This is a genomic window from Ensifer sp. (assembly GCF_031989085.1).
GTDB lineage: Bacteria > Pseudomonadota > Alphaproteobacteria > Rhizobiales > Rhizobiaceae > Ensifer.
On sequence record NZ_DALZXU010000010.1, the window covers coordinates 54,651 to 78,296 of the forward strand.

General features: G+C 57.0%; 26 protein-coding genes and 1 pseudogene. 12 read left to right on the plus strand and 15 right to left on the minus strand.

The genetic code is table 11. The features are described 5' to 3' along the window. The first annotated feature begins 30 nt into the window (after nucleotides 1-30). From RTP54_RS27660 to RTP54_RS27670, 3 genes are all read left to right on the plus strand, one after another. The gene (locus RTP54_RS27660; protein ID WP_312367011.1) at nucleotides 31-237 is read left to right on the plus strand and encodes a cold-shock protein; all 207 of its coding nucleotides are present in this window, start codon (nucleotides 31-33) and stop codon (nucleotides 235-237) included. Nucleotides 238-530: 293 nt separating this feature from the next. Beyond that, nucleotides 531-890 carry a hypothetical protein gene (locus tag RTP54_RS27665; RefSeq protein ID WP_312367013.1) on the plus strand — a complete coding sequence of 120 codons (360 nt, stop codon included), beginning with the start codon at nucleotides 531-533 and terminating at the stop codon, nucleotides 888-890. Nucleotide 891: 1 nt separating this feature from the next. Then, entirely contained in the window at nucleotides 892-1,461 is a 570-nt protein-coding gene (locus RTP54_RS27670; protein ID WP_312367014.1) for a DNA-binding protein, read from the plus strand. Between the two features lie 150 nt (nucleotides 1,462-1,611). Here RTP54_RS27670 and RTP54_RS27675 read toward each other — a convergent pair whose 3' ends face one another. Next, the gene (locus RTP54_RS27675) at nucleotides 1,612-6,060 is read right to left on the minus strand and encodes a hypothetical protein (protein ID WP_312367016.1); all 4,449 of its coding nucleotides are present in this window, start codon (nucleotides 6,058-6,060) and stop codon (nucleotides 1,612-1,614) included. A 287-nt stretch (nucleotides 6,061-6,347) separates the two neighbouring features. Here RTP54_RS27675 and RTP54_RS27680 point away from each other — a divergent pair, with 287 nt between their 5' ends. Continuing rightward, nucleotides 6,348-6,731 (plus strand): hypothetical protein, encoded by a 384-nt coding sequence (locus RTP54_RS27680; protein WP_312367018.1) that lies wholly within the window; start codon nucleotides 6,348-6,350, stop codon nucleotides 6,729-6,731. A 44-nt stretch (nucleotides 6,732-6,775) separates the two neighbouring features. On the opposite strand, the gene RTP54_RS27685 is transcribed toward RTP54_RS27680, so the two are convergent. The 3 genes from RTP54_RS27685 to RTP54_RS27695 form a co-directional block, all read right to left on the minus strand. Beyond that, nucleotides 6,776-7,468, minus strand: coding sequence for a hypothetical protein (locus tag RTP54_RS27685; RefSeq protein ID WP_312367020.1), 693 nt, complete (start codon nucleotides 7,466-7,468; stop codon nucleotides 6,776-6,778). Nucleotides 7,469-7,545: 77 nt separating this feature from the next. Beyond that, nucleotides 7,546-8,742, minus strand: a complete 1,197-nt coding sequence (locus RTP54_RS27690; RefSeq protein ID WP_312367022.1) for a hypothetical protein — start codon at nucleotides 8,740-8,742, stop codon at nucleotides 7,546-7,548. 2 nt (nucleotides 8,743-8,744) lie between these two features. Further along, entirely contained in the window at nucleotides 8,745-9,284 is a 540-nt protein-coding gene (locus tag RTP54_RS27695; RefSeq protein ID WP_312367024.1) for an ImmA/IrrE family metallo-endopeptidase, read from the minus strand. Nucleotides 9,285-9,926: 642 nt separating this feature from the next. Between RTP54_RS27695 and RTP54_RS27700 the strand changes: the two genes are divergently transcribed. Beyond that, nucleotides 9,927-10,772 carry a DUF3800 domain-containing protein gene (locus tag RTP54_RS27700; protein ID WP_312367026.1) on the plus strand — a complete coding sequence of 282 codons (846 nt, stop codon included), beginning with the start codon at nucleotides 9,927-9,929 and terminating at the stop codon, nucleotides 10,770-10,772. Nucleotides 10,773-11,360: 588 nt separating this feature from the next. On the opposite strand, the gene RTP54_RS27705 is transcribed toward RTP54_RS27700, so the two are convergent. Both RTP54_RS27705 and RTP54_RS27710 read right to left on the minus strand, forming a co-directional pair. After that, nucleotides 11,361-12,209 (minus strand): YbjQ family protein, encoded by an 849-nt coding sequence (locus tag RTP54_RS27705; RefSeq protein WP_312367028.1) that lies wholly within the window; start codon nucleotides 12,207-12,209, stop codon nucleotides 11,361-11,363. 71 nt (nucleotides 12,210-12,280) lie between these two features. Next, on the minus strand, nucleotides 12,281-12,706 hold the full coding sequence (locus RTP54_RS27710) for a hypothetical protein (RefSeq protein ID WP_312367029.1): 426 nt from the start codon (nucleotides 12,704-12,706) through the stop codon (nucleotides 12,281-12,283). Between the two features lie 519 nt (nucleotides 12,707-13,225). Between RTP54_RS27710 and RTP54_RS27715 the strand changes: the two genes are divergently transcribed. Both RTP54_RS27715 and RTP54_RS27720 read left to right on the plus strand, forming a co-directional pair. Continuing rightward, the gene (locus RTP54_RS27715; RefSeq protein WP_312367030.1) at nucleotides 13,226-13,519 is read left to right on the plus strand and encodes a metalloregulator ArsR/SmtB family transcription factor; all 294 of its coding nucleotides are present in this window, start codon (nucleotides 13,226-13,228) and stop codon (nucleotides 13,517-13,519) included. A gap of 166 nt (nucleotides 13,520-13,685) precedes the next feature. Further along, the gene (locus tag RTP54_RS27720) at nucleotides 13,686-14,366 is read left to right on the plus strand and encodes a hypothetical protein (protein ID WP_312367031.1); all 681 of its coding nucleotides are present in this window, start codon (nucleotides 13,686-13,688) and stop codon (nucleotides 14,364-14,366) included. Between the two features lie 137 nt (nucleotides 14,367-14,503). Here RTP54_RS27720 and RTP54_RS27725 read toward each other — a convergent pair whose 3' ends face one another. Further along, a complete protein-coding gene (locus tag RTP54_RS27725) occupies nucleotides 14,504-14,728 on the minus strand; it encodes a hypothetical protein (RefSeq protein WP_312367033.1) in 225 nt (74 codons plus the stop codon). Nucleotides 14,729-14,847: 119 nt separating this feature from the next. Between RTP54_RS27725 and RTP54_RS27730 the strand changes: the two are divergent. The 3 genes and pseudogenes from RTP54_RS27730 to RTP54_RS27740 all read left to right on the plus strand — a co-directional run bounded on the left by RTP54_RS27730 (nucleotide 14,848) and on the right by RTP54_RS27740 (nucleotide 16,158). Beyond that, a pseudogene (locus RTP54_RS27730) lies at nucleotides 14,848-15,502 on the plus strand (lysozyme). Between the two features lie 101 nt (nucleotides 15,503-15,603). Beyond that, the gene (locus tag RTP54_RS27735; protein WP_312367157.1) at nucleotides 15,604-15,822 is read left to right on the plus strand and encodes a hypothetical protein; all 219 of its coding nucleotides are present in this window, start codon (nucleotides 15,604-15,606) and stop codon (nucleotides 15,820-15,822) included. Next, the gene (locus tag RTP54_RS27740) at nucleotides 15,823-16,158 is read left to right on the plus strand and encodes a DUF1515 family protein (RefSeq protein WP_312367035.1); all 336 of its coding nucleotides are present in this window, start codon (nucleotides 15,823-15,825) and stop codon (nucleotides 16,156-16,158) included. 313 nt (nucleotides 16,159-16,471) lie between these two features. Here RTP54_RS27740 and RTP54_RS27745 read toward each other — a convergent pair whose 3' ends face one another. Next, nucleotides 16,472-16,672 carry a hypothetical protein gene (locus RTP54_RS27745; RefSeq protein WP_312367037.1) on the minus strand — a complete coding sequence of 67 codons (201 nt, stop codon included), beginning with the start codon at nucleotides 16,670-16,672 and terminating at the stop codon, nucleotides 16,472-16,474. Between the two features lie 556 nt (nucleotides 16,673-17,228). Here RTP54_RS27745 and ligD point away from each other — a divergent pair. Beyond that, complete coding sequence (ligD, locus tag RTP54_RS27750) at nucleotides 17,229-18,278, plus strand: non-homologous end-joining DNA ligase (RefSeq protein ID WP_312367038.1); 1,050 nt, start codon at nucleotides 17,229-17,231, stop codon at nucleotides 18,276-18,278. A gap of 23 nt (nucleotides 18,279-18,301) precedes the next feature. Here ligD and RTP54_RS27755 read toward each other — a convergent pair whose 3' ends face one another. From RTP54_RS27755 to RTP54_RS27780, 6 genes are all read right to left on the minus strand, one after another. Beyond that, nucleotides 18,302-18,634, minus strand: a complete 333-nt coding sequence (locus RTP54_RS27755; protein WP_312367039.1) for a helix-turn-helix transcriptional regulator — start codon at nucleotides 18,632-18,634, stop codon at nucleotides 18,302-18,304. Nucleotides 18,635-19,026: 392 nt separating this feature from the next. Beyond that, nucleotides 19,027-19,467: a hypothetical protein gene (locus RTP54_RS27760; RefSeq protein WP_312367041.1), complete on the minus strand. Its 441-nt coding sequence runs from the start codon at nucleotides 19,465-19,467 to the stop codon at nucleotides 19,027-19,029. Between the two features lie 60 nt (nucleotides 19,468-19,527). Then, nucleotides 19,528-20,262 (minus strand): SOS response-associated peptidase, encoded by a 735-nt coding sequence (locus RTP54_RS27765; protein WP_312367043.1) that lies wholly within the window; start codon nucleotides 20,260-20,262, stop codon nucleotides 19,528-19,530. 15 nt (nucleotides 20,263-20,277) lie between these two features. Then, entirely contained in the window at nucleotides 20,278-20,631 is a 354-nt protein-coding gene (locus tag RTP54_RS27770; protein ID WP_312367044.1) for a hypothetical protein, read from the minus strand. After that, a complete protein-coding gene (locus RTP54_RS27775) occupies nucleotides 20,606-20,845 on the minus strand; it encodes a hypothetical protein (RefSeq protein ID WP_312367045.1) in 240 nt (79 codons plus the stop codon). The genes RTP54_RS27770 and RTP54_RS27775 overlap by 26 nt, the downstream gene beginning before the upstream one ends. A gap of 345 nt (nucleotides 20,846-21,190) precedes the next feature. Then, a complete protein-coding gene (locus RTP54_RS27780; RefSeq protein WP_312367046.1) occupies nucleotides 21,191-21,433 on the minus strand; it encodes a hypothetical protein in 243 nt (80 codons plus the stop codon). Nucleotides 21,434-22,390: 957 nt separating this feature from the next. On the opposite strand from RTP54_RS27780, the gene RTP54_RS27785 reads away from it, so the two are divergent. After that, nucleotides 22,391-22,708, plus strand: coding sequence for a DUF736 family protein (locus RTP54_RS27785; protein ID WP_312367047.1), 318 nt, complete (start codon nucleotides 22,391-22,393; stop codon nucleotides 22,706-22,708). A 106-nt stretch (nucleotides 22,709-22,814) separates the two neighbouring features. Here the strand turns inward: RTP54_RS27785 and RTP54_RS27790 are convergent, their stop codons facing one another. Continuing rightward, the gene (locus RTP54_RS27790; RefSeq protein WP_312367048.1) at nucleotides 22,815-23,273 is read right to left on the minus strand and encodes a hypothetical protein; all 459 of its coding nucleotides are present in this window, start codon (nucleotides 23,271-23,273) and stop codon (nucleotides 22,815-22,817) included. Nucleotides 23,274-23,646 lie beyond the last annotated feature (373 nt).

Sequence of the window (23,646 nt, forward strand, 5' to 3'; positions counted from 1 at the left end):
AATTGGCTGGCAGGACGAGAGGAGTTTCTCATGGCAACCGGTACGGTGAAATGGTTCAACGCAACGAAAGGGTTCGGTTTCATCCAGCCGGATGACGGTAGCACCGACGTATTTGTTCACATTTCCGCGGTGACGCGTGCTGGCCTGCGCGGTCTCGACGACGGCCAGAAGATCACCTATGAGTTGGTGACAGATCGTAAGACCGGCAAGATGTCGGCGGACAACCTCCAGACCTGAGCCTAACTGGAGACATAGCTCGGAAGGCCGTTAGAATCCGCCTTTTGTGTTTGACGTGCACGACACAGCCAAACCTCTATTGCAGCCGGCTGTGTGCAATAGTCTCGCACAAATTCCGCAAGATCCGTATTCTATCACCGCCAAAAATGGCGGGCCACGGACTGACCGTTCTTATTGCTTACGAGGATTTATGTTCGTTTGGCCAGAGGACAGCGCGACCACTTGAGTGGTGTGCCCGAGTTGAAAACTCGGGCGGTTGTCGCTATGTTGGACAAAATGCAATTTTGTCAGACATGGGGCTTTTCATGGGAAAGCATAGCAGCACAGTCGTGCCGACGCCGGGAAAAAAAGCGGTGCTGGCAAAGGTCGGACGTGAGGCGAAATCCGCCAATTTTTTGGCTGGAAGCAAGACACGCGTCGATGCGGTCATGAGGGCGGCCGAGCATTCCGGTCTTCTTGGCGAAAAGAGCCAAAGGATCGGCGGGCGGATCAGCCCCGCTCTCATCGAACAGGCGAAGAAGCACACCGGCATCCAAACCGACACGGATCTGATCGAGTTCGCATTGGCGACGGTAGCACTTGATGACGATTTCGGATCCGTTTTTCGCAAGACGCGCGGCACGGTCGACCCTGAGTTGAAACTCGGATTCTGACTTGTCGGATTTTGATTTCGATGCTGCCTTTCGGTGGGCAAGGTTTGACCCCGGCCGTACCCTTGCAAGGCGCGTGGACAAAGAACTGCCGTTCCTCGAGGGGCCTGCCGAAGCCGGCCCGGAACTGCTCCTCGACACGTGCGTCTACATTGATGGTTTGCAAGGACGAGCACCCGAACTCGTGGCTGACCTGCTTGATGTCCGCCATAGCAATCACTCCACCATTGCCATCCAGGAGTTGATGCATACCGTGGGCGTGCTCAATCCGGGGCACCAGGGGACAAAGGCAGCGATCCGTCAGATCCGGGCCACGGTTACGGCGATGCCGGTCCACCGGGTGTTTACACCCGATGCGGATGTTCTGGGACGGGCCGCCTTGCTGTCCGGTATTCTGTGTCGGTTACAAGGCTATCAACGCGACGCGAGGCTGCGAGCCCTTCACGACTGCATCCTATTCCTGCAGGCGCAAAAGCTTGGGCTTACTGTTCTGACTGCCAATGTGAGCGACTTCGATTACCTGCTGCAACTGATGCCGAATGGTCGCGTCCTCTTCTATCGTTCGGCCAGTTAGATCGAGGTTATCGCCATATCGATCGCTATCGATACTGAGTACCTATCGATAGTGAATGATCCGAAAGACGCGTCCGGATGGCGGAACTAAAAAACTAATTAGCTTCTGTTTGTGATATTTCACACGTTAAATCAGATGGTTAATGGATTCTTAATTTTCCAAAGGATGGACGGAGGAGGCGGCGGCAAGAATGCGCTCAACATCCGGCCAAGGCCGGCCCGAGGCAAGGCGAGGATGTCTCGGACCGAAGCTGGCGTCGCCCTTTCCATCGCGCTCAGAGTCGATACGCTCGAGGTAGTCGACGGCGAACGCTGCGGTCTCGCGGTCGGCCGATTGCGTGAGGTCGAAGAGCCCTTCTCGAAGCCTCTTGATGTCGCGCGGGATCAACTCGAACGCGTTCCCTCCGATCGACTCGTGGTGATACAGCAAACTTTCCCGTGCGCCCCACCTAAGGTTGGTGATTGCGGTCCGGCCGGCCGGGTCTGACGCCAGCATCAGGAACACCTCATGATCAGCGCCAGCGAGTAGCATTTCCGCCAGAAAATGCTTTACTTTCACGTTTTGGGCCCGTTCGAAGCGCTCCGGTAGTTTTTCGCGATCCTCTGGAGAAAGAGCCCCGAATACCTGTTGCGGATAGTCGAACCGCGCCCCGCGGTCTAACGACTTCCCAGCAAACTGGCCTGATATGATTTGTTCCAGAAAATCGAGGGTGATCGCACCGGGCTTTGGCATCGCCAGGTAGAACTCATACTGCTCAATGAGATCGGGAACCCGTTGGGCGATTCCGCGCAAGAGGTTGATGCGTTCGACTTCCGGTAGGTATTTGATTGAGAGGCAGACGTCCCTCAAGCGCCACCACCCGAAGTCAAACTTCGGGGTGATGGCATCGAGACCAACAAAAAAGGCCTTAGGGTCGTCTGAATACGGAAGCAGCTTCAGCCAGTCCAGCATCTCGGTCACTTTGCTATCGTCGACCCATGTTCTATCAGCCAGCGATGCAATCCATTCCTGAAGCCCCGACATGATTGTCTGTGAGGCAGGCACCAAGCCACCGACGACCATTAGTTTCGCAAGGTCCAGCTTTCCCCAACTGTCGGAGCTGGATTGCATAAGATCGGCATAGAACGCCGAACGCTCACCGTGCGGCAACAAGGCGGCGCGGCCTGCAAGTTGCATGGCTCTACGCTGCCCGCCAACCGTCCCTTCAGCTTTAGCGGCCTCGGCTGCCTTGAGGATTGCATCAGCAGCATCGCATGAAATGCTTCGGTCTCTCGACCTATTTGCGATGGCTCGCTCGAAGTCTGGCCATTGTTGAAACTTGGTGTCCGATCGCGCCTCGTTGTTTGATAGCCAAATGACTTGAAGACCAACTGCGGCCTCTATGCCGAAATCTGGATCTAAGAGATGTTCTTTGAGGATTAGTTCCGCTTCCCGGGTGCCTACGGCGGTCAACGCCGTCCGGTAGTCGTGCGCATGCGAGTAGCCTATCTCGCTTCGCGCTGCCTCATTGCGCCGATCTTCTTCAAAGGCCACCCTGGCGCTTTGTAGACCTCTGAGTTCCGCATTCAGCATCCTGCCTAGCACGCCAGCCTGGCTAGGATCAGGCAATCGTCGCATAGCCCGTGTCAGCCTTCCCAACTCAGCGCGAGACGCCTGTTGGTCGAACAACTGTCGAGCCCATCCATCCATCAAGGAAACAGCCAGTGCGCGCTGTTCTGGTGTAACTACTATGGTCTCTCGTCCATGATGCCTGCCGTGGCCAATTATGATGTCGCAAAGATTACGAATTTCGACTGGCTTAATGACGCTTGCGTGTTTTTGCAGAGCGGCGAATAGTACGTCGGCCCGAGTGCTTTCTAATATCTCTTCCAGCGCTCGCACGGGAGCATAAGCCGCTTCCGTACGGAGGCCAACAGCATGGAAATCGCGACGTTCTTCGAGGAACCGTTTCAGGAGATCTCCTACCGTGTCGGTTCCTACGAGGTAAGCAGCGTAACGCGCTCGCTCCTTGATAAAGTCGCCGTCTAACAGCATGCGAGAGATGGGCCCGCCGTCGTCTGGCGCCAACGCATCGAAGTAGCCATATGGCCTGTGGGGCAATTCGTATCCATTTATCAGACGCCACTCGAGTGCTTTGGCAACAGTTTCCGGAAGCCGCGCTGACGCCTCAGCCACAACGTGCTCGCCCTCGTTTTGGTAGGAAAAAGTAGGATCGTGGAGAGCGGACGTGATCGCTTCACCCAATTCTGTACCTCGAGATGATGCTGTCGCTCGCGCGAGGCGACGAACCGGCGATGGATCCGCAGCAATGAGCACACTCTGCCGATTCACCAAATCTTCGATTAGGGATACATCGCGCACGCTATCCCAATCGCCTCGCTGAGCCACTTGTTGAGCAAGCGCGTCGCTGGATCCTTTGATCAGTCTTTCGACCCTTGAGCTTGCTCCCCGAAAATCAAGAGCCTCGAAAACGCGGTAGCGTATCGACAAACTGGGTTCTGTCAGTGCCAGGTTGAGCGCTGCATCCATGCCTGCGCTGTCGCCGTGGTATGCAAGTTCTCCGACGAGTGTGTCGCGAGCCTCGTCCGAAAGCGTGCCATAGCCGACCGTCAGGTGGCTCCCAAGAACGGCGGGATTAAACCTCTCGACGAGCCGGATAGTCTCAGCCTGCACCTGGTGGTCAGTTCCTGAGACCAAGGGCCAAATGAGGTCCGCGAACTCTGGTCGCCCACTTGTGATCATGAAGCGCGCGGCGCGATCAGGTTGGCCCGGGCTGTGCCAGGAGCGCGCAAACGTGATGACAGTTTGTTTTGCTGCTTCCCACACCACTGCTCCGGATCGTTTGATGACCATTGCTGCAAATTGTGGGTCGATACCCAGGAGCAGTTCGACGACCTCGGCGATCCGGCTACAGCCCTGGGTGTCGGCACGAGACATGCGTTCAAAAGCGAACAAGACTGCCTCGCCCCAGCCTGTTTCGTTGAGGCGGCTCGTGACGAAGGGATGATCCATGGCAAGCTGACCTGCCGATCGCAATGCATCTTCCACCTCTTTTGAGGCAAACCACTCTAGGAACTGCTGATGCTGATACCCGTAGGTTTCACCCGCAAGAATGAGAGAGTGGCCCGCAACGAGAGAGTCGAGAATGGCGGTTGCGTTAGGTGGAGTCGCGGATAGTCCCTCCTCAACAATCGCTTTGTTTACACGACCGAGGGCCGCTCGTGATTCCACCAGCGGCAACGCTGTGCGTCCCGTTTCCTGCGCCCTTGTGGCCAGTGCAGCCAGATAGGCGTGATGAAACCCCTGAAGATCGCGGTGGAAGATCTCAGCGTTTGCCGGGTCGCTTTCATGCTCGTCCACCATACGACGCAGTATCTCTTCCTTTGTCTCGGGAAGTGTTCCGGAAGATGAAGCTTCGATGAGTGCTCGCAGGTAGAGCGGGATGACGATTAGTTCTCGAAGGCCGGGTGTGCGCCAAGCCGTGTCGAGGATGCTGCGCCCGCTTTCCCCTCGCATGGCGTTCGCGATGTCGGATTGTTGCGATTCCGACAACGGGAGAACGTCCAGCTTCCTACCTACAATCGGCACGTCCAGAGTTTCTCGTCGGCTGCTAACGACTAGGTGGAGTAGGGGGTAGTCCCTCTGTAGTCCTTCCAATTCCTTGATCAGCCGTCTTCGCGCGCTGGCAGGAACTTCGTTCCAACCATCGAGAAACAGCGCCACTTCACCGTGATGGGCAAGAAGCTTGACGTGATTGGAATTTAGGCCCTCGTACCCATGACGACCCACAAGCCACGTAAACAGGTCGCTGTGGGCCTCGGCCCACTCCCCAAGCGGAACAAAAACCGGAACGGGACCTGACGCGATCATCGTGCGCGCCGCCTGGAGGAGTGTAGTTGTCTTTCCTGTGCCGGGCCCTGACACGACAACGATCCTTTGGACCGCCATCAGCACCTGTGGGATGCGGGACAGATCTAAGGAGGTGGTATTTGCGCTTCCCTCTATCGCAAGTTCAAGGTTGACCGGATGCTGGGGCCAGCGGGGGCTTGCTTCGAACGCCTCAATCTGAACTAGCGCTCCAGCCTTCAGTTTCTCTCGTATGGCGGGAAGGGCGGCCTTTGCTGGTAGACCCAGCAAGCTCCTCAGTTCGCGCAACTCATCTACAAGTTCGTTTGCCGGGGGATAGACCGCTGCAGGACCCCGTCCGCTGACGAGTTGTTGAAACGCGCGCTCTTCGGCATCGCGTTTCCATCCTCTCAGAATCTCATTCGTGAACTGTTTTTCGTCATGATCGATGATGTGTGCATGATCCGAGCAAAGCCAAATCCCGTTGTCGAATGCACTCCTATCAGCGGGCGTCTGGTTTGCGTCGTAGCGAGGACCTCCTGCTGCGGCAGCTTTGATGTGGGCTGCGATGCCGACGTTAACTGAACCCAGGTCACCCATTTTGGGCCCGATGGTGGGGCGCTGACAGTTAGGATGCGAGCAAAGGTAACCAACGCACTGGGCCAATTGGACTTTTACTGCGGCCTTGAAGTCATCCCTTCTTGCCTTCCTTGTGCGAGCGTCAGTGGGCGACGGCGGGTTTTCGTTCTTCATAGCTCACTTCAGGTCGATCGAGACAATCAGCGCGTGGTCGCTGCTACCAAGAGATGACAGGCTCGCATAGTCAATGTGCACTGTCGTGGGCGCGTAGAAATTCCTCAAGTGCTTTAAGTTGCTCCTCGCCACCCAGGGCACAGGCCTACCTTTTTGCCGGGACTATTGCTCATTACCTCCCTCACTGTCCGGTCCCTCAAGCCGGGCTATTGTATCTAGAGCCACTTGTTTGGCAACGAAGGCAACGGTACACGATAAGTTGTAAAGGCTCAGGGGGGATACCATAAATGAGAATACTATTCGTTGCCGGTGCAGCGGCGTTGTCGCTTGCCGGTTGCAATACCACGCCTGCCGCAACTCCAATGGAGGCGTATCTTAACCGCTATGCAGGCGCAGAAGCCGTGGCAATGAACTGCCCGGCATATGGCGGATACGGTTCGGTTTCGCAGATGCGCGCCGACGCGCAGGCCAATCTTGCAAAGGCAAAGGCGCTAGGAGCTTCGGACGCGGACGTGGCAAAGGCACGCCAAAAGGTCAGCGGGAACCTAGCGGGCGCTACCGTGTTGGTCGGCCCGATCCAAGCTTGCAGCACATTCATGAACGGCCTCGCGTGGGCTGGAACCGAGGCGCCAAAAATACAGCCGAAGGCGCCAGCGAAAAAGAAGTCGTGATCTCGCAACGCGGGTTGGTCTTATCCGGCGGGCATTTTTCTTGGTCACCGCATGACAGACTGCTTAAACATGAGCAATAGGGGAAGCGCACGGAACCAGCCGATCGACGTATAAATCTCGACGTTACAAGGCATCTTGTGTCCATCGTCTGCCGCAAATCCGACGCTTCCTGAATTGTCACAGGAGAAAAGCCCGAGGGCGACAAAACGAGCGAGCGAAAAATTCAATGACTCTTCGGTCGTGTTGAAATCGGCATTCTTAAGTTTAATTGATTCTCGGCGGGGCTCAGCGAGGTCTAGTTCGAAAAGACTGTCGAGAACGCCTTTGTCTTCCGGCTCTAGCTTGCTTATTACGTTAGTGATCATCGCCGTCACTCCGATTGCCGGACTGTTTGGATCGATAGCAGTGACGATGTAGGAGGCCCATAACTCCTGAAGGTCATCGTTGCTTTCAACTGAAAACGCTTCGATCAAAGGGACCGCTGCGCGTTCCTCCATGGCGATGAAACTTTTATCGAGTCCAAGTGAGCGAAGATGTTTCTCCGTTTTGACGGCAATCGACGCACGATTTCTTATTCTGAATGCTGCAGCTGAGTCAGCGGCAGCTCCGGCAAGGGCGTGAATGGCGTCTTCGAATGTTTTCGCGAGATAACTCCCGCCTTTCTCACCAGCCTCGATCGCCTTAGTCGTAGTTTTTGCTATCTCGCCTGCTGCCTTGAAGCCTTCATCGCCGATCATTTGAAGTCCCCTAGAATAATCGCGCTGCAACCGTTTTTTCGAGATCGGGCGCGCTTCATATGTGCACGGCTTAGTTGTTAGCGGCCAGCCGAGTTTTCGTCGTCACTACCGTTCGGCTTTTTCCGGCTGGCCTTGCTTTGAGCAGAGGAAAGTGCGCGGGGCGCTGCGCGAATAGTTTCGCCGTTGAATTCTTCGGCTGAGGCCCTCGACGTCAACCTCGAAGCGTCACTACTCATTTGCTTTGCAAAGTTCGTTATTGCTGGCGACAAATGCTCGCCACCTTCATTCTCCGCGTTTTCGGAAGCTGTGATGCTGTCATCGCGTTCCTGATTTTCCTTGGCTCCAACTTCCCAGGCTCTTTTGAAGCGCTGATACGATGCTGGCGGCTCCAAGCCTTCATCGCCGCCATCCATAGAAAGAACCGGTATCTCCATATTTTCATGGCTCATGAACGCCAACAGGAAGTCGTGAAGCGCGAGCGGCGAAGCTTCAGACTCACGCGTCAAAATGCGCTCGCGTTCGCGGATATTTCGCTTCTCAGGGTTCCTTTCTGTGTCAATGGACACGACAGGATAGGGTTGGTTCCTGATGACACCTTTAAACGTCTCTCGACCGTGGTAGGTGAACCGTCCAGAGAACATATTTTGGACTGTGGCTTGTGCGAGCAAAAAGCTTAATTCTGCGGACGACGTAAACCGATCCGTCGATGCATTCTTCGCGATCCGAAAACCCGCATCGAGACCCTTGCCCAAGAAGTCGAACCTGAACGGAAACCTGTCCGCTTCGTCCTCGAACTCCTCCGAAAGCAGATCCTGGTTTCCAGCTTTTCCACTAGCGCCGCCGCGTTGAACTGAAATCGAAATGTTCTCTGCTGGAAATGATGCCAACCACCCCGCCCCTTTGACGTCGAGAGGAACGCCAGAGTTCTCAAGCATCCTGCCGTAGTTGTCGAGGGCGGTCAAAAAAGACGAGATGCAGCACGAAAGATGCCTCAGACTGATGATCCGCGCACAGAATAGGATCTCGTCACCAATCGTTTTCCAGATCTTTGGACCGCCATTGATCAGCTGATCATCACCAGAAAGGGCGCTCTTGGTTTGGCGATACGATGAATCGAGAGTTTCGGGGAATTGCTGGTAGAATTGTCGAAAGCTCTCCACCCATTCTGGATAGAGAGCGTCTGCCGCGACGTCGGACCCACTCTTGAAGGCAGTGGATCCGACGAGGTCAACCGATAGAAAAAGCCGTACGCGATACTCCGGACACAAGCTCAATTTTAGGCCACCGGCAGATTCAAGCTCTTCGCGCGAACTAGCGCTGCCTTCTCGCTAACGCCGAATTCCGAAACGATAGCGTACACGCCGCCTTGGTTGAACGAAGCTCTGACCTTAGCTTCGGGCATGACAAAAGCGGCCGCGAACCAGTTCGCCTCCCACTCGCACCGCTGAAGGTCCGGATTGTTATCATCAACCCACCTTGTTGCCCTCATTCCGTATCCGGGATGGGCTTGGGCTACGAGCGGAAAATGCAAGAAGAAATGCCCCAGCTCATGCGCGACTGTGAAACGGTCTCGACTAGACGAGGTCAGGCTAGACAGGAATATCTTAAACTTACGAGAGGGCTCCACGCGTATCGACTCCGGAATTTCTTCTCCGATCGGATTGCGATACGAAATCGCGCCCCCGAGCTCCGATACAACCGACTCAATGGGGTCACCGGGATCGAATGAAAGCTCGATAGCGACCTCTTCAGCGAATGCTGAAATGTTCGCCTTTGAAGCGCGTGTCGGGATTGGCTCCTTGTAAATCGATCCCATTTTACCTCCCTTATCGTGCCGTATCGGGGACACGTAGTGCGCGGCAACTGACGCTGCCACGCGATGTTGAGTAGATGATGGGTGATTTGCGCAGGTTTTACAAGGTAGCGCTTGACAATTAGTGGTTAATTTGCCTGTTCAGATGCACCCACATCTTCGGTTTGAATCGTAATCGCGGGCATGGCACGGATCACGCGCGTTCACGTTCATCCGAGCCACGCCGGAAAGCGGAGGGCTTGTGTCAAATGTCGCCAGGTCGGTAGCCGGGAGACGTTCCCAAGACTCATCGAGGAGGCCCATCTGGTCGGCTGGACTGACGGTCACGATACCAACAGCGCCCTTCCTGCGGAGGAACGCATTTCGCTTCAGTTTTTTGGAGCCGGCCGGCCATGCAATCTCCTGCGATCGTTATCGATCCAGAAGTTGCTCGGCTCGCAAGAGCGTACCGGCACTCGGCGACATTCATTCGGCAACAGACGTAGCCATTTGGCTCTCACTCTGATGTGTTCATCCAGAAGATTAGCGGGTTTGATCGCCTGTTCAATGCCATGTAAGCAGGTCGGGGCGGTTCGGCGCCGGCTGTCTCGGTGATGAACGACAAGTGTGGACGACGGTTGCGCTGAAAGGAAAAAGGGGGTCGTGATGGGCGGAGCAATTTATGCGGATGATTCCGGCAATCCTGGCGCGGATTCGGGTTCAGTCTTCCTCCCAGGTGATCGCAAATCGTGGACCGCCGTCATTGTCCCCACCACGATCGCCGAGCATGTCGAGCAAGGAATGAAAATCTTCATTGAGGGGGTGCACGGCGAGTTCGGCGTCGATGAACTGCATTTTACCGAGATCTATAGCGGAACGGGTGCATGGAGTACCGTTTCGCCACAACGGCGGGCAGAGGTCATCGATCTGATGGCCCACGTGATGAGCAAGCTTGCTCTTCCGATCGTGCATCAGACCGTCAATGACTTTACGATGCTCGACCATCCGCAAAGCCAGTATCCAAACCGGGTCGGTGACTGGGATCTGGAAAACCTGTCGCAGCTTGCATTGTTGATGCTCTGCTCAGGTGTGACTCACCACATCAGATCGATGCGGGATCAAGGACCGGAAGACTTTTCTCTGCCCTTTCCCCTATTTGTCGACGAGGGGATCATTCCTGCCGGGCGCGAGCGGGCGCTTCCCAATTGGGGGGATGTTATCCAGGGGCCAAGGGTGTCGTTTCGTAAATCCTCGGAACTCGCCGGCCTGCAGCTCGCCGATTTCGCTGCTTTCATCATCTCCAGGTCGCAATGGATTGCGGTCAAAAGATCGCCCGGCCCAATCAGTCAAGCGGACCAGGTGATTCTGAAGGCCGGCGCGGGGCTCAACATCCTGAATCTGCCATTCCAAAAGGTCACCCCCGAGACGTTTGGGAAAGAAGAATACGAAGCGTGGCAGTCGGCCAGCAGGATATCGAAAGGTCTGGCTCCGCAACCTCCCACAAGGCGCTAGTGGCCGTCGAACGGGCAGCTCAAGAGGTCTCCACCGTGAGTGAGCGGGAATGAACAACGAAACTCAAGCGCGGGCGTAGATAAAATCGCGTCGCTGGCTCGTCTAACCTATCACGTCGAGTGCATTAGTAGTCCATCGCGATAGTCGCCCGCAGCCCCGGCCCCGCGTCAATCGCGTTAAATCGGAGTATCGATATAATCCGCACCAGTCGTGATGTTTTCGAAATCGGTGCGCGGAGGTTGGCTGCGACTGAACCAAGCCTCCTCGTAATCCTTGAACTTGTTCAACAATCTGACTGCAAACGCCGGGGCACTGCTCGGTGAAGCGGACAAGTATCCGTCGGCAAGGAATACCAACGTCGACCCCGCCCTCGGTGATTGACATCGACGACTGGGCCCGGCGGCGCAATCATCGCTACCGCACAATCGTCGTGTGACAGAAATGCTGATGGCGGGGAAGTCTTACGCCCCTTGGCATAATGGCTCAACCAGTAGCCACGTCGGACATTGGCGGACCCGCCTAATCGCGTATTCGTCCGCCTGCTTACGCGTAAGGAAGGCGTGCTGATGCTGTACAATTTAGGGGAGGTCACTCCGCTACGGCAGGAGACTGACAACCGCTGCCAAGCTTTAGCAATTCCCCATGCTCAGTTTCAAGCGACTGGGCCATGGAAATCCCGCGCTCTATTTCGAGAAGTACCCTTTCGTAACGAGGCCGAACGCTTTTGTGTTCAGTGGTCAACGTGTCAAAATGCGTAATAAAAGTCGAATGAAGAGCTTCCCACTCGTCTGTAGAGTACGGATGAAGAGCCGCAAGATTTTCGAAATGCTGCTCCACCGGTGGAAAAGAGGTGTCTTGCATCGCGCGGCCCATAAAGTAACCAACCTCAAGCTTGAAGTGACTACCAAACCGTATCTTGGCTTCATTTGCCTGTCGTCTAATGTCCCGTGACACATACTCGACAGCCGCTCGAATACCGGCAATCTGCTTTGTTCGTTCGAACCCGTTATAAACTTTCAAAAGCGCTGCAGGGGCATTGCCCGAAAAGGCGTCGATTGCCGCCTTGATAACGTTGCGGTAGTCGGGCTCGCCGTTATCGACGCCAGAGGCGACGCCCCATCTGACCGCCGTGCCCGTTGCTATGACGATTACCATACCGCCACCGCTACTGAATTCGGTAAAATCTAGGTCAAGGCCGACCACCCCGGTGGCGCCAAGTGCCACTGCTTGCGCTTCCAGTTCTGACAATGCCTGCTTTCGGCTGTCTGACAGAGTATTTTGCAGACTTTGAGCTCTACCCCCAACTACATCACGCCACGCCGTCGCTATATCCTTAAATATGTTCATGCCGAAAGCGCATTGCGCAGATACAATACCGAGAGGTGTCGCATCCTCATGGCCAACGATAGTCGGGGTTGTAACAATAGGAATGGACATTTATTTGCTCATCAATGAGTGGATCGGGATGACTTTATGATGCCAGTAGCATGTCGCTCTGCAGTTTGGGGTCACAACGGCTCGCTCAGCGTAAAGTTGTCGCGATAGCGTTCAAACAGCTTGCTGATTTCATCGATGCGCCAGTAACGCAGCATTGCAGTCTTGGAGGTTGGCTTGTCTTGGCGGGCCACGGCATCGGCTGCTGCGCGAGGAATGATGTAGATGGAGCGGTTGTTCGAGCCGTCATTCGCTAATATGACGACGGCTATCCAATCGAACAGGTCGCTCGCCTTGTACTCAACGTACGCCGCTCCCGTCTTGAACGTGCGGCTTTTCACTGAGATGCGTTGCGCCGCTTTTTCAAACGGCTGGGCAATCACATCGTAATGGGGCCAATTGTCTGGTACTTTAAGGGCTGGAATTCCTGCCAGCGTCATTTCTGCGGCTACTATCATTTCGCATGCGTCGCCCATCTGCTTGGAAGTGTACGGCTTCATGTGGTGACTGTGTCCTTGAATTGGCAATTCCAAGCTCATGAGCAACGACGCCCAGCGCGCTATCGTCCATCAGAAAGCGCAACGCGATTGCCTCGTCTTCCTGTGCGCACTCGGTGCGGTGGGTCTTACAAGGTGAATCCGCACTTCCTGGGGGCTTTCCAGAACGTCTTGCAAGAAAGAATCTCCCTAACGCGGCGAGGTCGTCGATGCTACAAATGTTCCTACCAGAGCCTGCGATTGGAGTGTAGCGTCGTGAACAACTGCGGTTAGTTTGAAGGCAAAAATCGGGGTCCGAAGCCAAAGTGCACGATGAGTGAAGGGAGCCGTCCGTCAAGAGTGCGTTGGAGGACTCGTTGCTAGGATGTTCACGTTCTGGGCCAAAATGATCGCATAATGTATCGACGGGAATAGATCGCAGTACTGGCCGTACTACCGGTTGCTTGTCCTAACGAGCATCAACGATAAACGCCTCTTTGCAGCAAATGGCCACGAAATTCTAAGCTGTCGAGGAGGAGGAGCATGCTGACGTGGGATGACAGCAAAGCGAGCCGCGTCGCAAATTTCCTGCAAGCTGTTGCGCACCCCAAACGCCTGTTGCTTTTGACGGCTCTGTCGGGTCGGACGCTTTCCGCAAGTACTCTTGCGCGCGCCGTCGGAGTGTCCCAGCCGACGGCGTTCAGGCATCTTCAGCGGCTGCAAGACGCGGGCATCGTCACAGCAAACCGTCATGCCACGGTCATGCGCTTTGCGATCGCCTCTCCGGCACTATTACAGTTGCTCTTTGAACTGGAGAATGGGCTCGTCAGGTTTTGACGCCTCGTGCAGTATCAGATCCTGCGGTGGCGCCCGCAGATTGAGTTCCGCAAGTGGGCCAGCCAAGCCCAGCTCGACAGGTCAGGTCGGGTGTCGCCACTGTTGCCAACCCGGCGCTCGAGGCGGTGACGCAAGGCATCGACGATGTCACCGCTCGAGCACGCGCTTGAGCGGCATGGATGAGCAGCAGCGCAACCGTCAGCGCAACGATTTCGGCGACCGCTATCGCATCATGAACCCGGATGCGTGGTTCTGGGAGGTGAACGACGCCTACATGAAATCGCTGCAGAAGGTCGGGCGTGGTGAAATCAAGAGCGTCTACGATGATCTTGCCAGCGCGCAGCGCAGGATCTCTATCTTTCGGAGAAAGCGAAGCCTTCGACCGGTCGCCATAACACGACGCAGAAACGCATGCCGATACCGACGGCACGTCCTCGGCCCGAAACGGAAGCGGAGCGTGTGCAGCGGGAAGGCGAAAGAGCTGCAGGCGTTTGATCGCAAGGAAGCCCGCTTCAAATCGACAGAGGTGGAAATCGACACTGCGGACGACGCGCCGGAAGCCAACAATGTTGTTCGGATGACCGTCGGTGATGAGGAGCAAGCGAAGCTACGCGCCGAAGGCCGGAAAAGCGAGGCGGGAGAGGGTAGCGTGGAACTCGACATCGCTCCGGACGCGCAGGCAGAGGCGCAATTTTCGCTGACCGGCGCGCGCCCAGGGGTGGATGGTACCTACAGGATTGTCACCGTCACGCACAAGGCAAACCGGACCGTCGGGGCGACCACGCGCCTCGAGCTCAAACAGCCGGGCGGCGGTGCAGGGAAAGATAATCGGCAGGAAACAAACTAAAGTGCCCTCGTCACAACCTGCGTCGCCACTGCGACCAGTAGACCCGCCAAAGCGACGGCGATCCCAAATCTCGCCACCTTCATCCGGCGCAGGCGCGCGCCATCCCAATCATATCTCTTACTTCTGCGCATGAGACCTCACCGCACCAGACGCGGCCGGGCGCACGCGATGAGCTGGATAGCATCATCTTCCATCGCTTGGCACAGTTCATCGTACTCGGCGACCAGGTCGCGCCGGATTCTCCGCGCGCGCAACTCGTCGCGCTTCACCACCGCAAGCCCGTAGATTTCCAGCAATTCACATAAGAGGGGGAGTTTGATCTCTGCCAATTGCACCCGATGCCTTGGCAGCCGGACCATCATCCGAGCTCGCCCTATCCTTTCGAAATCCATCTTCCAACCCAGCGCCTCAGTCCCCGCAGCTCGCTCGCCGCGACCAAAGTCTGGCGCTTTAACTCCCACTAACCAAATAGGTTCCAAACATGAATGAACGACGCATCAATGCGGCGGGCCTTGCGCTCGTCAAACAGTGGAAGGCCTCAAGACGAGGGCGTATCGGGACGTCGGCGGTATTTGGACCATCGGCTACAGTCACACGAGTGCAGCCGGCGCGCCGACGGTGACGCCGACGATGGTGATCACCGAGGTCAAGGTGGAAGAGATCCTCCTGTCCGACCTTTCCATGTTTGAGGAGCGGGTTTCGCGCCTGGTCAAAGTGCCGCTGACCGACAACCAGTTCGCGGTTCTCGTCTCCTTCGACCTCAACACCGGCGGACTCGGCAAGTCGACGCTGCTGAAAAACTTAACAAGAGCGACGATGATGCCGTGCCGGCCGAGCTGATGAAATGGGTCAACGCCGGCGGCAAGCGGGTGAAGGGCCTCCTCAACCGTCGCGCGGCCGAGGCTGGCCTTTGGGCCAAGAGCGAGTTCGTCTCGACGAGCACCCAGCCGGCCGCAGCCAGAGCGCCGGAAGTCGTGACGAAGGAAAATGTCATCTGGGCGGCTGGCATTCTGTCGACGATCGCCTTTGCCTTCACCGGCAATGGTCCGCTGCAGTGGCCGCTGGCCGGCATCATTGTCGCGTCGTTTGCGGTCGGCGCGTTCCTCTTCATCCGCAAACGGCTCGATCCAGCATGATCGCCTGGCCGAAGATCCTCGGCGGCGTGCTTGTGCTTGCCGCCATTACCTGGACCGTCCTGGAGCTTCGCGCGGACGGCGCCCGCTCCGTCACCCATGCAATTGAAAGGCAGAACAATTTGACACTTGCCCTGACGGCTTGTGGGACTTCGGCGCCAGCAAATGTCGACGGCCTGCGGCGGGTGGTCGGCACTGACCTGGTTGGCGCGCGAGGGGCGACGCCGGCAGATCAACGTAAGATAGACCGAACTGTGGTCGGCCTCTGCGCCGGCGGCGTCTGGAGGAACGCGGAATGCGTGAGGCACGGGGAAGGGCGCTAGATGGCACCTGCAGATATTGATGCGTCAGTGCATCGGCAACTCGGCGAGTTGGTGGCGGGCATGCGAGGCCTGCAGGACTCGATCAAGCGACTGGAAGACGGCGCGACGCGAGCAGAGGACAAGGCGGCTGCCAGCCGCGCCGGCGTCCATAGTCGGATGGATCAGTTGGTCGACCGGGTCGGCGACGTCGAGGCGTCGGTGACGTCGATCGGTGCTGACGTGGCCGAAATGAAGCCCGTCACCGATGATGTGAAGCGGTGGAAGCTCATGGGGATCGGCGTCCGCTTCGCTGAAGCGATCCGACCCATCGTGTTTGTCATCATCGGCAAGGTGTAATGTGACATCCAGCCGACTCAGGCATATACTGGATGCTCGATGACCTTACTTGCGGCCTTCCTTACGCACACTCATCGTCAATGGGAGGCCGCTTTTTCGTCTCAGGATGTCAGCGCGATGGCCGCGAGCCACGCGAAAAGCGCTAGCAGCAGCCATATCCTCGCGTGTCGGAACCGCCTCCTGCGTGCACCTTCCCAATCGTAGGTCATCATGCCCTCCTCTCGGCGGCGGATAATGTACTAATCACACCGAATGGAAAAGCCTCGATTGTGCCGAGTGAATGTTTTGTGGCCCTCGACGTCGGGCGTTAGACTTAGATAAAGCCGGCCATTTGCCTGAGGGGTTCCCGATCGTGAATGCCACTCTGGTAAAGGCTGAGGAGCCGTGCTGCTAACAGTTCGGCCTCTTCGCTGGAGCGGGAGAGCCCGCGCTGCTGAAGCAGCTCGCTGAAGATGTCGGCGACCTCAGTCATCTGTTCGGGGAAAATTGCGTCGCGGTGGTGGCTGAGACTCATCGCGTCCTCCTTCTACTAGGGCGAAAGCACGAAAATCTTCCAGTCACCAGAGCCCGTGAAACGTCCAGCGATGAGAGAAGTATATACCTAATGGGGGGTGGGGCAACGATTACCCGGGAGGAAGTTAATTCCAGGCGGCCGTCGGATTGGGAAGAACGACCGCCTGGTTACCGGTGGGTGCATAGATGAACTGTCGGCCCGACAGATTGTTCCAAGCATGGGATTAATGCCCGGAGTTCGATTGGCCAGCCGTTCTGAGTTCTTCGACCTTGCGGTCAAGGTCGACTTTATAGGGTCCAAATTTGCTAAACAGGTCACGTGCGAAAAGTGGCTGGAGCCCGTGTGCCCGGATGAACTCTTCCAGGTCATACCGAGTGTTCCAACCGCGAACTACCTTGCTGTACTGTTCTCTGGTGTCTTCGTGGCGCATGGCGGTGGCCTCGATGTGTAGGGGGTGACTGCAGCGCTTCGTCGAGGGCTGCTGGATCACTTCAATCTGTTTTTGAGCAAAAGGTTCCAGCGTGACTCATTAACTCCGCTGTGCCTTTAATGAGGAATGGCTAAATCACCTCCGAAAGCAAAGCGCCGGAAACATTTGCTCCTCGATGAAGACGCGGTGTTGCGCGGGCAGGCGCGCAAGCCGCGCGACCCCGATCGGCCCCGTTTGCCTTTCGATCCGATGCCTGATCGCGTCGAGCCGTGTCTCGCACTGCTTGCCAAGAACGTGCCGCCCGGCGATTGGGCATTCGAGATGAAGTGGGATGGCTATCGCCTCGAGGTGAATATCGAGCCGAGCGGCGTGCGGATCATCACGCGCGGCGGCCATGACTGGACCCACCGTTTTCCGGCGATCGAGGCCGCGGCAAAGGCGCTCGGCCCGACTACCATGATCCTCGATGGCGAGGCTGTTGTTCTCGACGACGCGGGCCGCTCGAACTTCGGGATGCTACAGGCGGCACTCGGTGGCCGGGGCGGCAAGCGCGTTGCCGGTGAGGCTCAATTCTATGCCTTTGACCTTCTCTACTTCGACGGCCACGATCTGCGCGGCATGGAGCAACACGAGCGCCGGCATCTCCTCGAAACTGCGATCGATCAATCGAGCGCCGTGATCCGGCTGTCGGAAGAGATCGAAGGCGAGGGCGCGGCCGTTCTGGCGCAGGCCTGCAAGATCGGCCTTGAGGGTATCATCGCGAAAAATCGACAGGCGCCGTATCGATCCGGGCGGATAGGTGACTGGCTGAAGCTGAAATGCACACAGAGCGACGGTTTTGTTGTGGTGGGGTATGAGCCTTCGACAAAAGTGCCCGGTGCTATCTCGCGGCTATTGCTGGCGGCGAGACAGGGAAACGACCTGGTCTACGTCGGGGGCGTAGGCACCGGCTTTACCGACAAGATGGCGCGGGATCTCCGCAAGCAGCTGTCTGCCATGCCGGCGAAGGCGCCGCCCGTTTCCGTCAAGCGCAAGAACGCCGTGTTCTGCGAACCGGCCTTCGTCGCCGAGATCACCTATACAGAGATCACCAGCGACGGAAAGCTGCGGCACCCTTCGTTCAAGGGCATGCGCGAGCTTGCGGATAACGTCGATGTGTTTGAGCTCAAAAAATAGCACCGTTTACTAAAGATGGCGCTTCAACGCTCAGCGATGATTTTTTGCATCCTGGAGAGCTTGTCTTCAGCAAGTTGAAGTCGCTGTAGAATAACATTCGGGCGCTCGGTGTCGGCGGCACGAACGTCACCAATGATCTCCATTGGATGGGCCCCTAAAACCTCGCACAGCTGGATCAAAGTCGGGACTGAGATACGGTTGCTACCCCGCTCATATTTCTGAATCTGCTGGAAGGTAACGCCAAGCGCTGTCGCGACTTTCTCCTGTGATAGCCCCCGCATCTGGCGGAGCATTCTAATACGCTCGCCAATTTCTATGGATAGAGCCATCGCGGTCTCGGTCATCGACTTGCCCATGTTCAGCACTCCACATTTGAAAACTGGGGCTTATATGAAGCAGGTCATTCGTGCCCTCAACCCGCAGATCTGTGGGTAGACACGTCGCCACGGCCATGCGACCCCGCTATTTGCGGCCGCCTATAAAAGCCTGGTTCCGGTCCATCGTTTGAAGATAGTTTTGTTCGGTCTTCGCCGCAGCTTGGCGAGCGGTATCTGCCCACCCATTATGGGGCATGACGTTTTCCCGCACTCCCGGGATGCGACCGACCTGCCATTTCCATCTTCCGTTTAGGGGCGAGTAGTCGACGCGGTAAATCCTGCCCACGAGCTGCTCACCATCATAGCCAACGAAGTCATGGTCGATCTCACCCGGCCAGGTAAGCACCCATCTGTATAGGGGCTTGGGTTCTTCAGTCATTGCCCTCGATATCGTTCAAGATTTTAAAGAACTGCTTGGCAGCAAGCACTTCGTCGAACTCCTCACCTTGATCTCTGGTTTCATCGGGTTCGATCCAAACTGGACCGATCGTACTATCAATCAGATGAGGATGGATTTTGCTCATAAGCCGGCGATCCGTGTAGAAGCAGCACGCAATCTTTGCCGCTGGATTGACGGCGACGTAAATGAATCCGCTCGGGTGACAATCGGGTAGCAAGAGGGCGTTCGCGCGAAATGCCCCAAACCCGCTCCGGTCCTCCCGCTCGTTGATGGCCTGCTGGACCAAATGAGGAAGTTCATCGAAGGCCACGGGGCTGGGAGGCGTCGAGCCTAGGCTGTTTTCATAGTCATCATTGAATTCAATGACTTGAATCGGCTTGTCGAAGCGGACAATATTTTCATCATCGGGCATGGCCACACTCCTTCGCTATCGAAGTCTTGCACACACTTTCGGCGCGACCGAGGCGAGACGTTAGGCCACGGCAAGATTTTCCGCCGGTTGGACGATCCTGAGCTTGTCGTCGGGCAGGGGGCGCTGGAGGGCATAGGCTTCCGACCAGGGAGCGGTCAGCCAAGTTTGCACCTCGTCCTTTGACGTCAGGAGCACGGGCATCGCCTTTTGATGCACAGGAGAAACGATGCGGTTGGGTTCCGTCGTCAGGAAGGCAAAGAGATCAATTGTGACGAGCCCATCCTTGACCTTGCGAACACTGGTCCAGTCTTTCACCCAGATGCCGGCAAAGAACATCAAAGGGTCATCGCCGGTGCTCGCGAACCACGCATTGGGCGTGCGTCCGCCCTCGACCTTGCTCGCTGGGTCCGGTTCGGCGAAACGGGTGACCGGAACGACACAGCGGTTCCCGACTTCCAGCCAACGCTTCCAGTGCTTGCTCGAGGTGTTGCGGACGTTCGTGGTGCCGCCGTCGGGCTCCATCTTCAACAGCGCATCGAAATCGACTTCCTTGCCCTTGGCGCGAAGTTTATCGGCGCGCTTCGTGGCTGCGTCGAGTTGCGCTTTGCTGGATGAAGGCATCCCCCAACGCACCATAGCGAGTTCGCGCCGGTCCTCGTTGTTGCGAATGATAGGCGCGAAGCGATCGGGATAGATGTCGACGGACGGCTCGAGGTTGCCGGCTAGATCGTGCGTGATTGAGATGAAATCGCGAATGGCTTGCTGGTTCGTGGTCAAATTATAGAGATTGCACATCGTAGTTGCTCACCTTCAGTAGAAATCGTCTTTCCACACTGGCTTATGAACCACCTTGATCTTCACCAGCTTCCGGATGGCGAGCTTCCCAGTGTCAGCGCCATATGGCAACTCGAATTGCGCCCTCAGATAGTCCTTGAGTTTGCACACGTCGCACCGAAAATGGGGCGCGATTTCGTCGATCGGCACGTCGCCGCAGAGCTTCAGGAGGTCGCTGCAGCGGTAGCGGCGTGTGATGCGACAATACATGCAGTCAATCCTGACGATTTGGCGGGTTTCCTCGGCTTTGCTAAGGGTGTGCATGCGTTGACGACGGGTTAGACCATTCTGTTCCGGCATGACGTCAACCTGAAGTGTTTTCGCTTCCATTCACGGCCGGTTCCCGCCGCGGGCGCCATCCGCGCGTAAAGCCAAGGCTCATCGAAATTTCCGCCAGGGCCAATTGTTCGCGAAGGTCCTTGCAGTCGGCAAGCAGCGTCCTGATGGTGGCCTCGGCGTCGCCATTGTGCCAGCCGAGGGCGGCAGCGAATTCGTCGACAGTTTGCTCTGCCTCGTCGAGGATGGTTTGTTGAGCGGCGGACATGACTTCTCCTTGTCCGGGGTGCCTTCCCGGAGCGTTGGTCTGTTCGGTTTTGTGTTGGCGGCCGCATCGCCGGTGGATTTAGGATCTCTTGACCGGAGGCCACTCGATCTTGTGTTCGAAGCAGTACCAATTTGGCGGTGCCCGCCCGTGGGCAAAGCCGAGGCTTCCCCACGTTGTGCAGCCCGGATGCTCGCAGAGATGCTCGACTATGCCGCCTTCAGGCTTCTTACTGGCGCCAGCTTCGTCGCTCATTCTGCAGGCCTTCTCAATGGGTTCGTTCTACAAATGTTCTCATTGAGGCGGAGAGTCAACACCAAGATTTTGGGATCATCGGCATTGAGCGTGTCAATGCAGCACCCGTGGTCCCCTTGCCCGCGCGATGGCCAGTTCGGTTTTCTCGTTCTCGCGCATTGAATGGATGTGCGCCTGCACCAGCCCGATCAGACCGAGTGCGGTCTCTTGGCTACTCCATCCGGCCGCAGCGGCGCGCTCGACAACCGCCTGAAATGCGGCCTCCATCGCTTCCTCGCAGTCGAGCTGGCGATCGGGGTAGTTCTGTGGACGCTTTGGGGGTGTGACATCGGCCATTCAGGGTCCTCCTGCCAGGGAGGGTAGGGCAATGCCTCCATTCTGCAAGCCGGACCTAATTTAAGGCGATGGTTTCAACCGAGACGCGCCTGTCCGTCCAACCACGCCGATACGCCTCGTCGAGGACGTCTCGCCACATATCGTCATCAGAACCGTTGGCCCAGTTTGCCTGGGCAAGCAAGAATACTGCCACCAGGCAGACTTCGCGCAGCTCGCTATCTGCAAGGTCGGTGATGGAAGGAATTTTCCCATGAGCGTCTCCTCCTGATGCGAGGCTAGGCCAAAACGGGCTCTATTGGCTATTGTAGGAATCACCGTAGTTTTTCGCGAACACGCTGTGTGTAGTCGGCGCCAGGTCCCAGCTTTAATCCTGCCGACAAGGCAGAGCAGCCGACACGGTCTGTGCTCCGATCACATCAATCGTCGCAATTTGCATCAAACTGTCATCGCGGTCTTGCAGTCAGTGAATCGAGCCGGTCGACTGGTGGATTCACACCAACGCGCCTCGGGAGGTTCGGGTGCAATTTTGTCGTGCTCAAGCCAGCCGTCTTGTCCCAGACGCCGCCCATGTCGACGTCGCGACCGCGAGCCGACGAAGGCATCGTGGGGGAGGGGGTCATGGAGGCGTTACCGTCATTACCCTCTGGGCATGCGGCCCGGCCAAGGGATGGCAACGACCGCCAACGTTTGCATGCTCGAGGCGGTTAAAGCCCGAGATCGCCGCGCACCGGATCATACCGTGTGTCGCGTTGCCTCAGACAATGGATCACTACGGCCGGCCGTATCGGTCGCAACCTTCGCCCGGAACGATTTTCCCCAAACCTGCAGTTCTCCTCGCGCGCCAAAATCGCCCCGGTTTCGGCCCTCCGCGCTGCTGCGGCCCTCCGGGTGCGCCCGATCCTCTGTCCGTCCGTTTTTTCGTGACCATCGGCAACGCGAAACAAAGGAAACCCCGCAATGACCGACCTCGTCAACTTCATCCGCTTCAACGGCAAGAAAATCACCGGCAATATCGCCTCCGTGGCCTTCGACCTCGACATCACCGGCGAGGCCTACGAAAGCACCAACGAAAAAGCCCCCGCCTTCCGCCTCTTCGCCAAGAGCCCCCGCGGCCGAAACATCGATATCGGTGGCATCTGGGAGAAGACCAACCAGGAGGGCGGCAAGTACTATAGCCTCTCCGTCAACACGGGCTATGGCAAGCTCAACGCCAACCTCGGCAGGTACCCAGGCCAGGACGATGAAGACCTCATGGCCGTCATCCCCTGGAGCTGATCCAAGGGAAGCCCCGGCTCCGGCCGGGGCCTTTTCGGCCCACCGCGCGAAGGACGCCAGAGCGATGAATGAAGACCGTCTCGCTCACCCGTCAGCCTTCGCCACCTCAAAGCAACGAATACGCGCCTGTTTTACGCAGCACTGGTGACTTGGAGCCTGCAGGCCGTCGGATAAGAAACTGACCTGCATCTGTCTCCTTCCTCATTTGGTCTGCGCCAAATTGGCACCATTTTTCTTGCGAAGCGCCGCGTAGTCCAACAGAGTCTTTGTACGACATTGTTTCGGCGATAACTGCATCCAGATCGATATGGTTTGCGAAGCTTGCTTTGTATCTGGGTTGCGCAAGCACAGGGTATAGAACTGCCACGCCCAGGTGCTTTTGGTGATTTAACTGCAAAGTAGGGCACTCGCTTTCGATAATCCTTGCTTCGGCAATGGATATTGCTGCGCGGGTGGCGGCTTTCTTTTCGCCATTACGGACAGGCTCATCGTTGTCGGTAGTGGCACAAGAAGTTAGAAGAACGGCGGATATAAGGGTAAACGCTACGGCCCGGGGCGTTATCATAAAGGCGGGATCCTTGAGTTGAGCAGGCGGCCCGGCAACAATACTTCTCCAGCACCGTTACATAAGAGTTACACGGTTACACGTAGTGCGGTGATCGGAACGTGGCGATTCGCCATCGATTCGGCACGGGCTCGCAATCGAGCATTGGTCTCGTTGTACGGGCGTTCCGCAAGGCGGCCGCGCTCTATGCCTGCGGCACTGAGCCAGCCTCCGGCCGTCTCCGCGGATTCCGGTTACGATCAATAACAACAGCGCGGCTTGAGCCGCCCTTTTGTTGCGAACACGAGGGGCCGAGGGGGCTCTGCCCCCTTCGCCCCTGCAAGTACCTTCCGCCCAGCTTCCTCCACGCCACTGCGTCGCGTTAAGTGCAGCC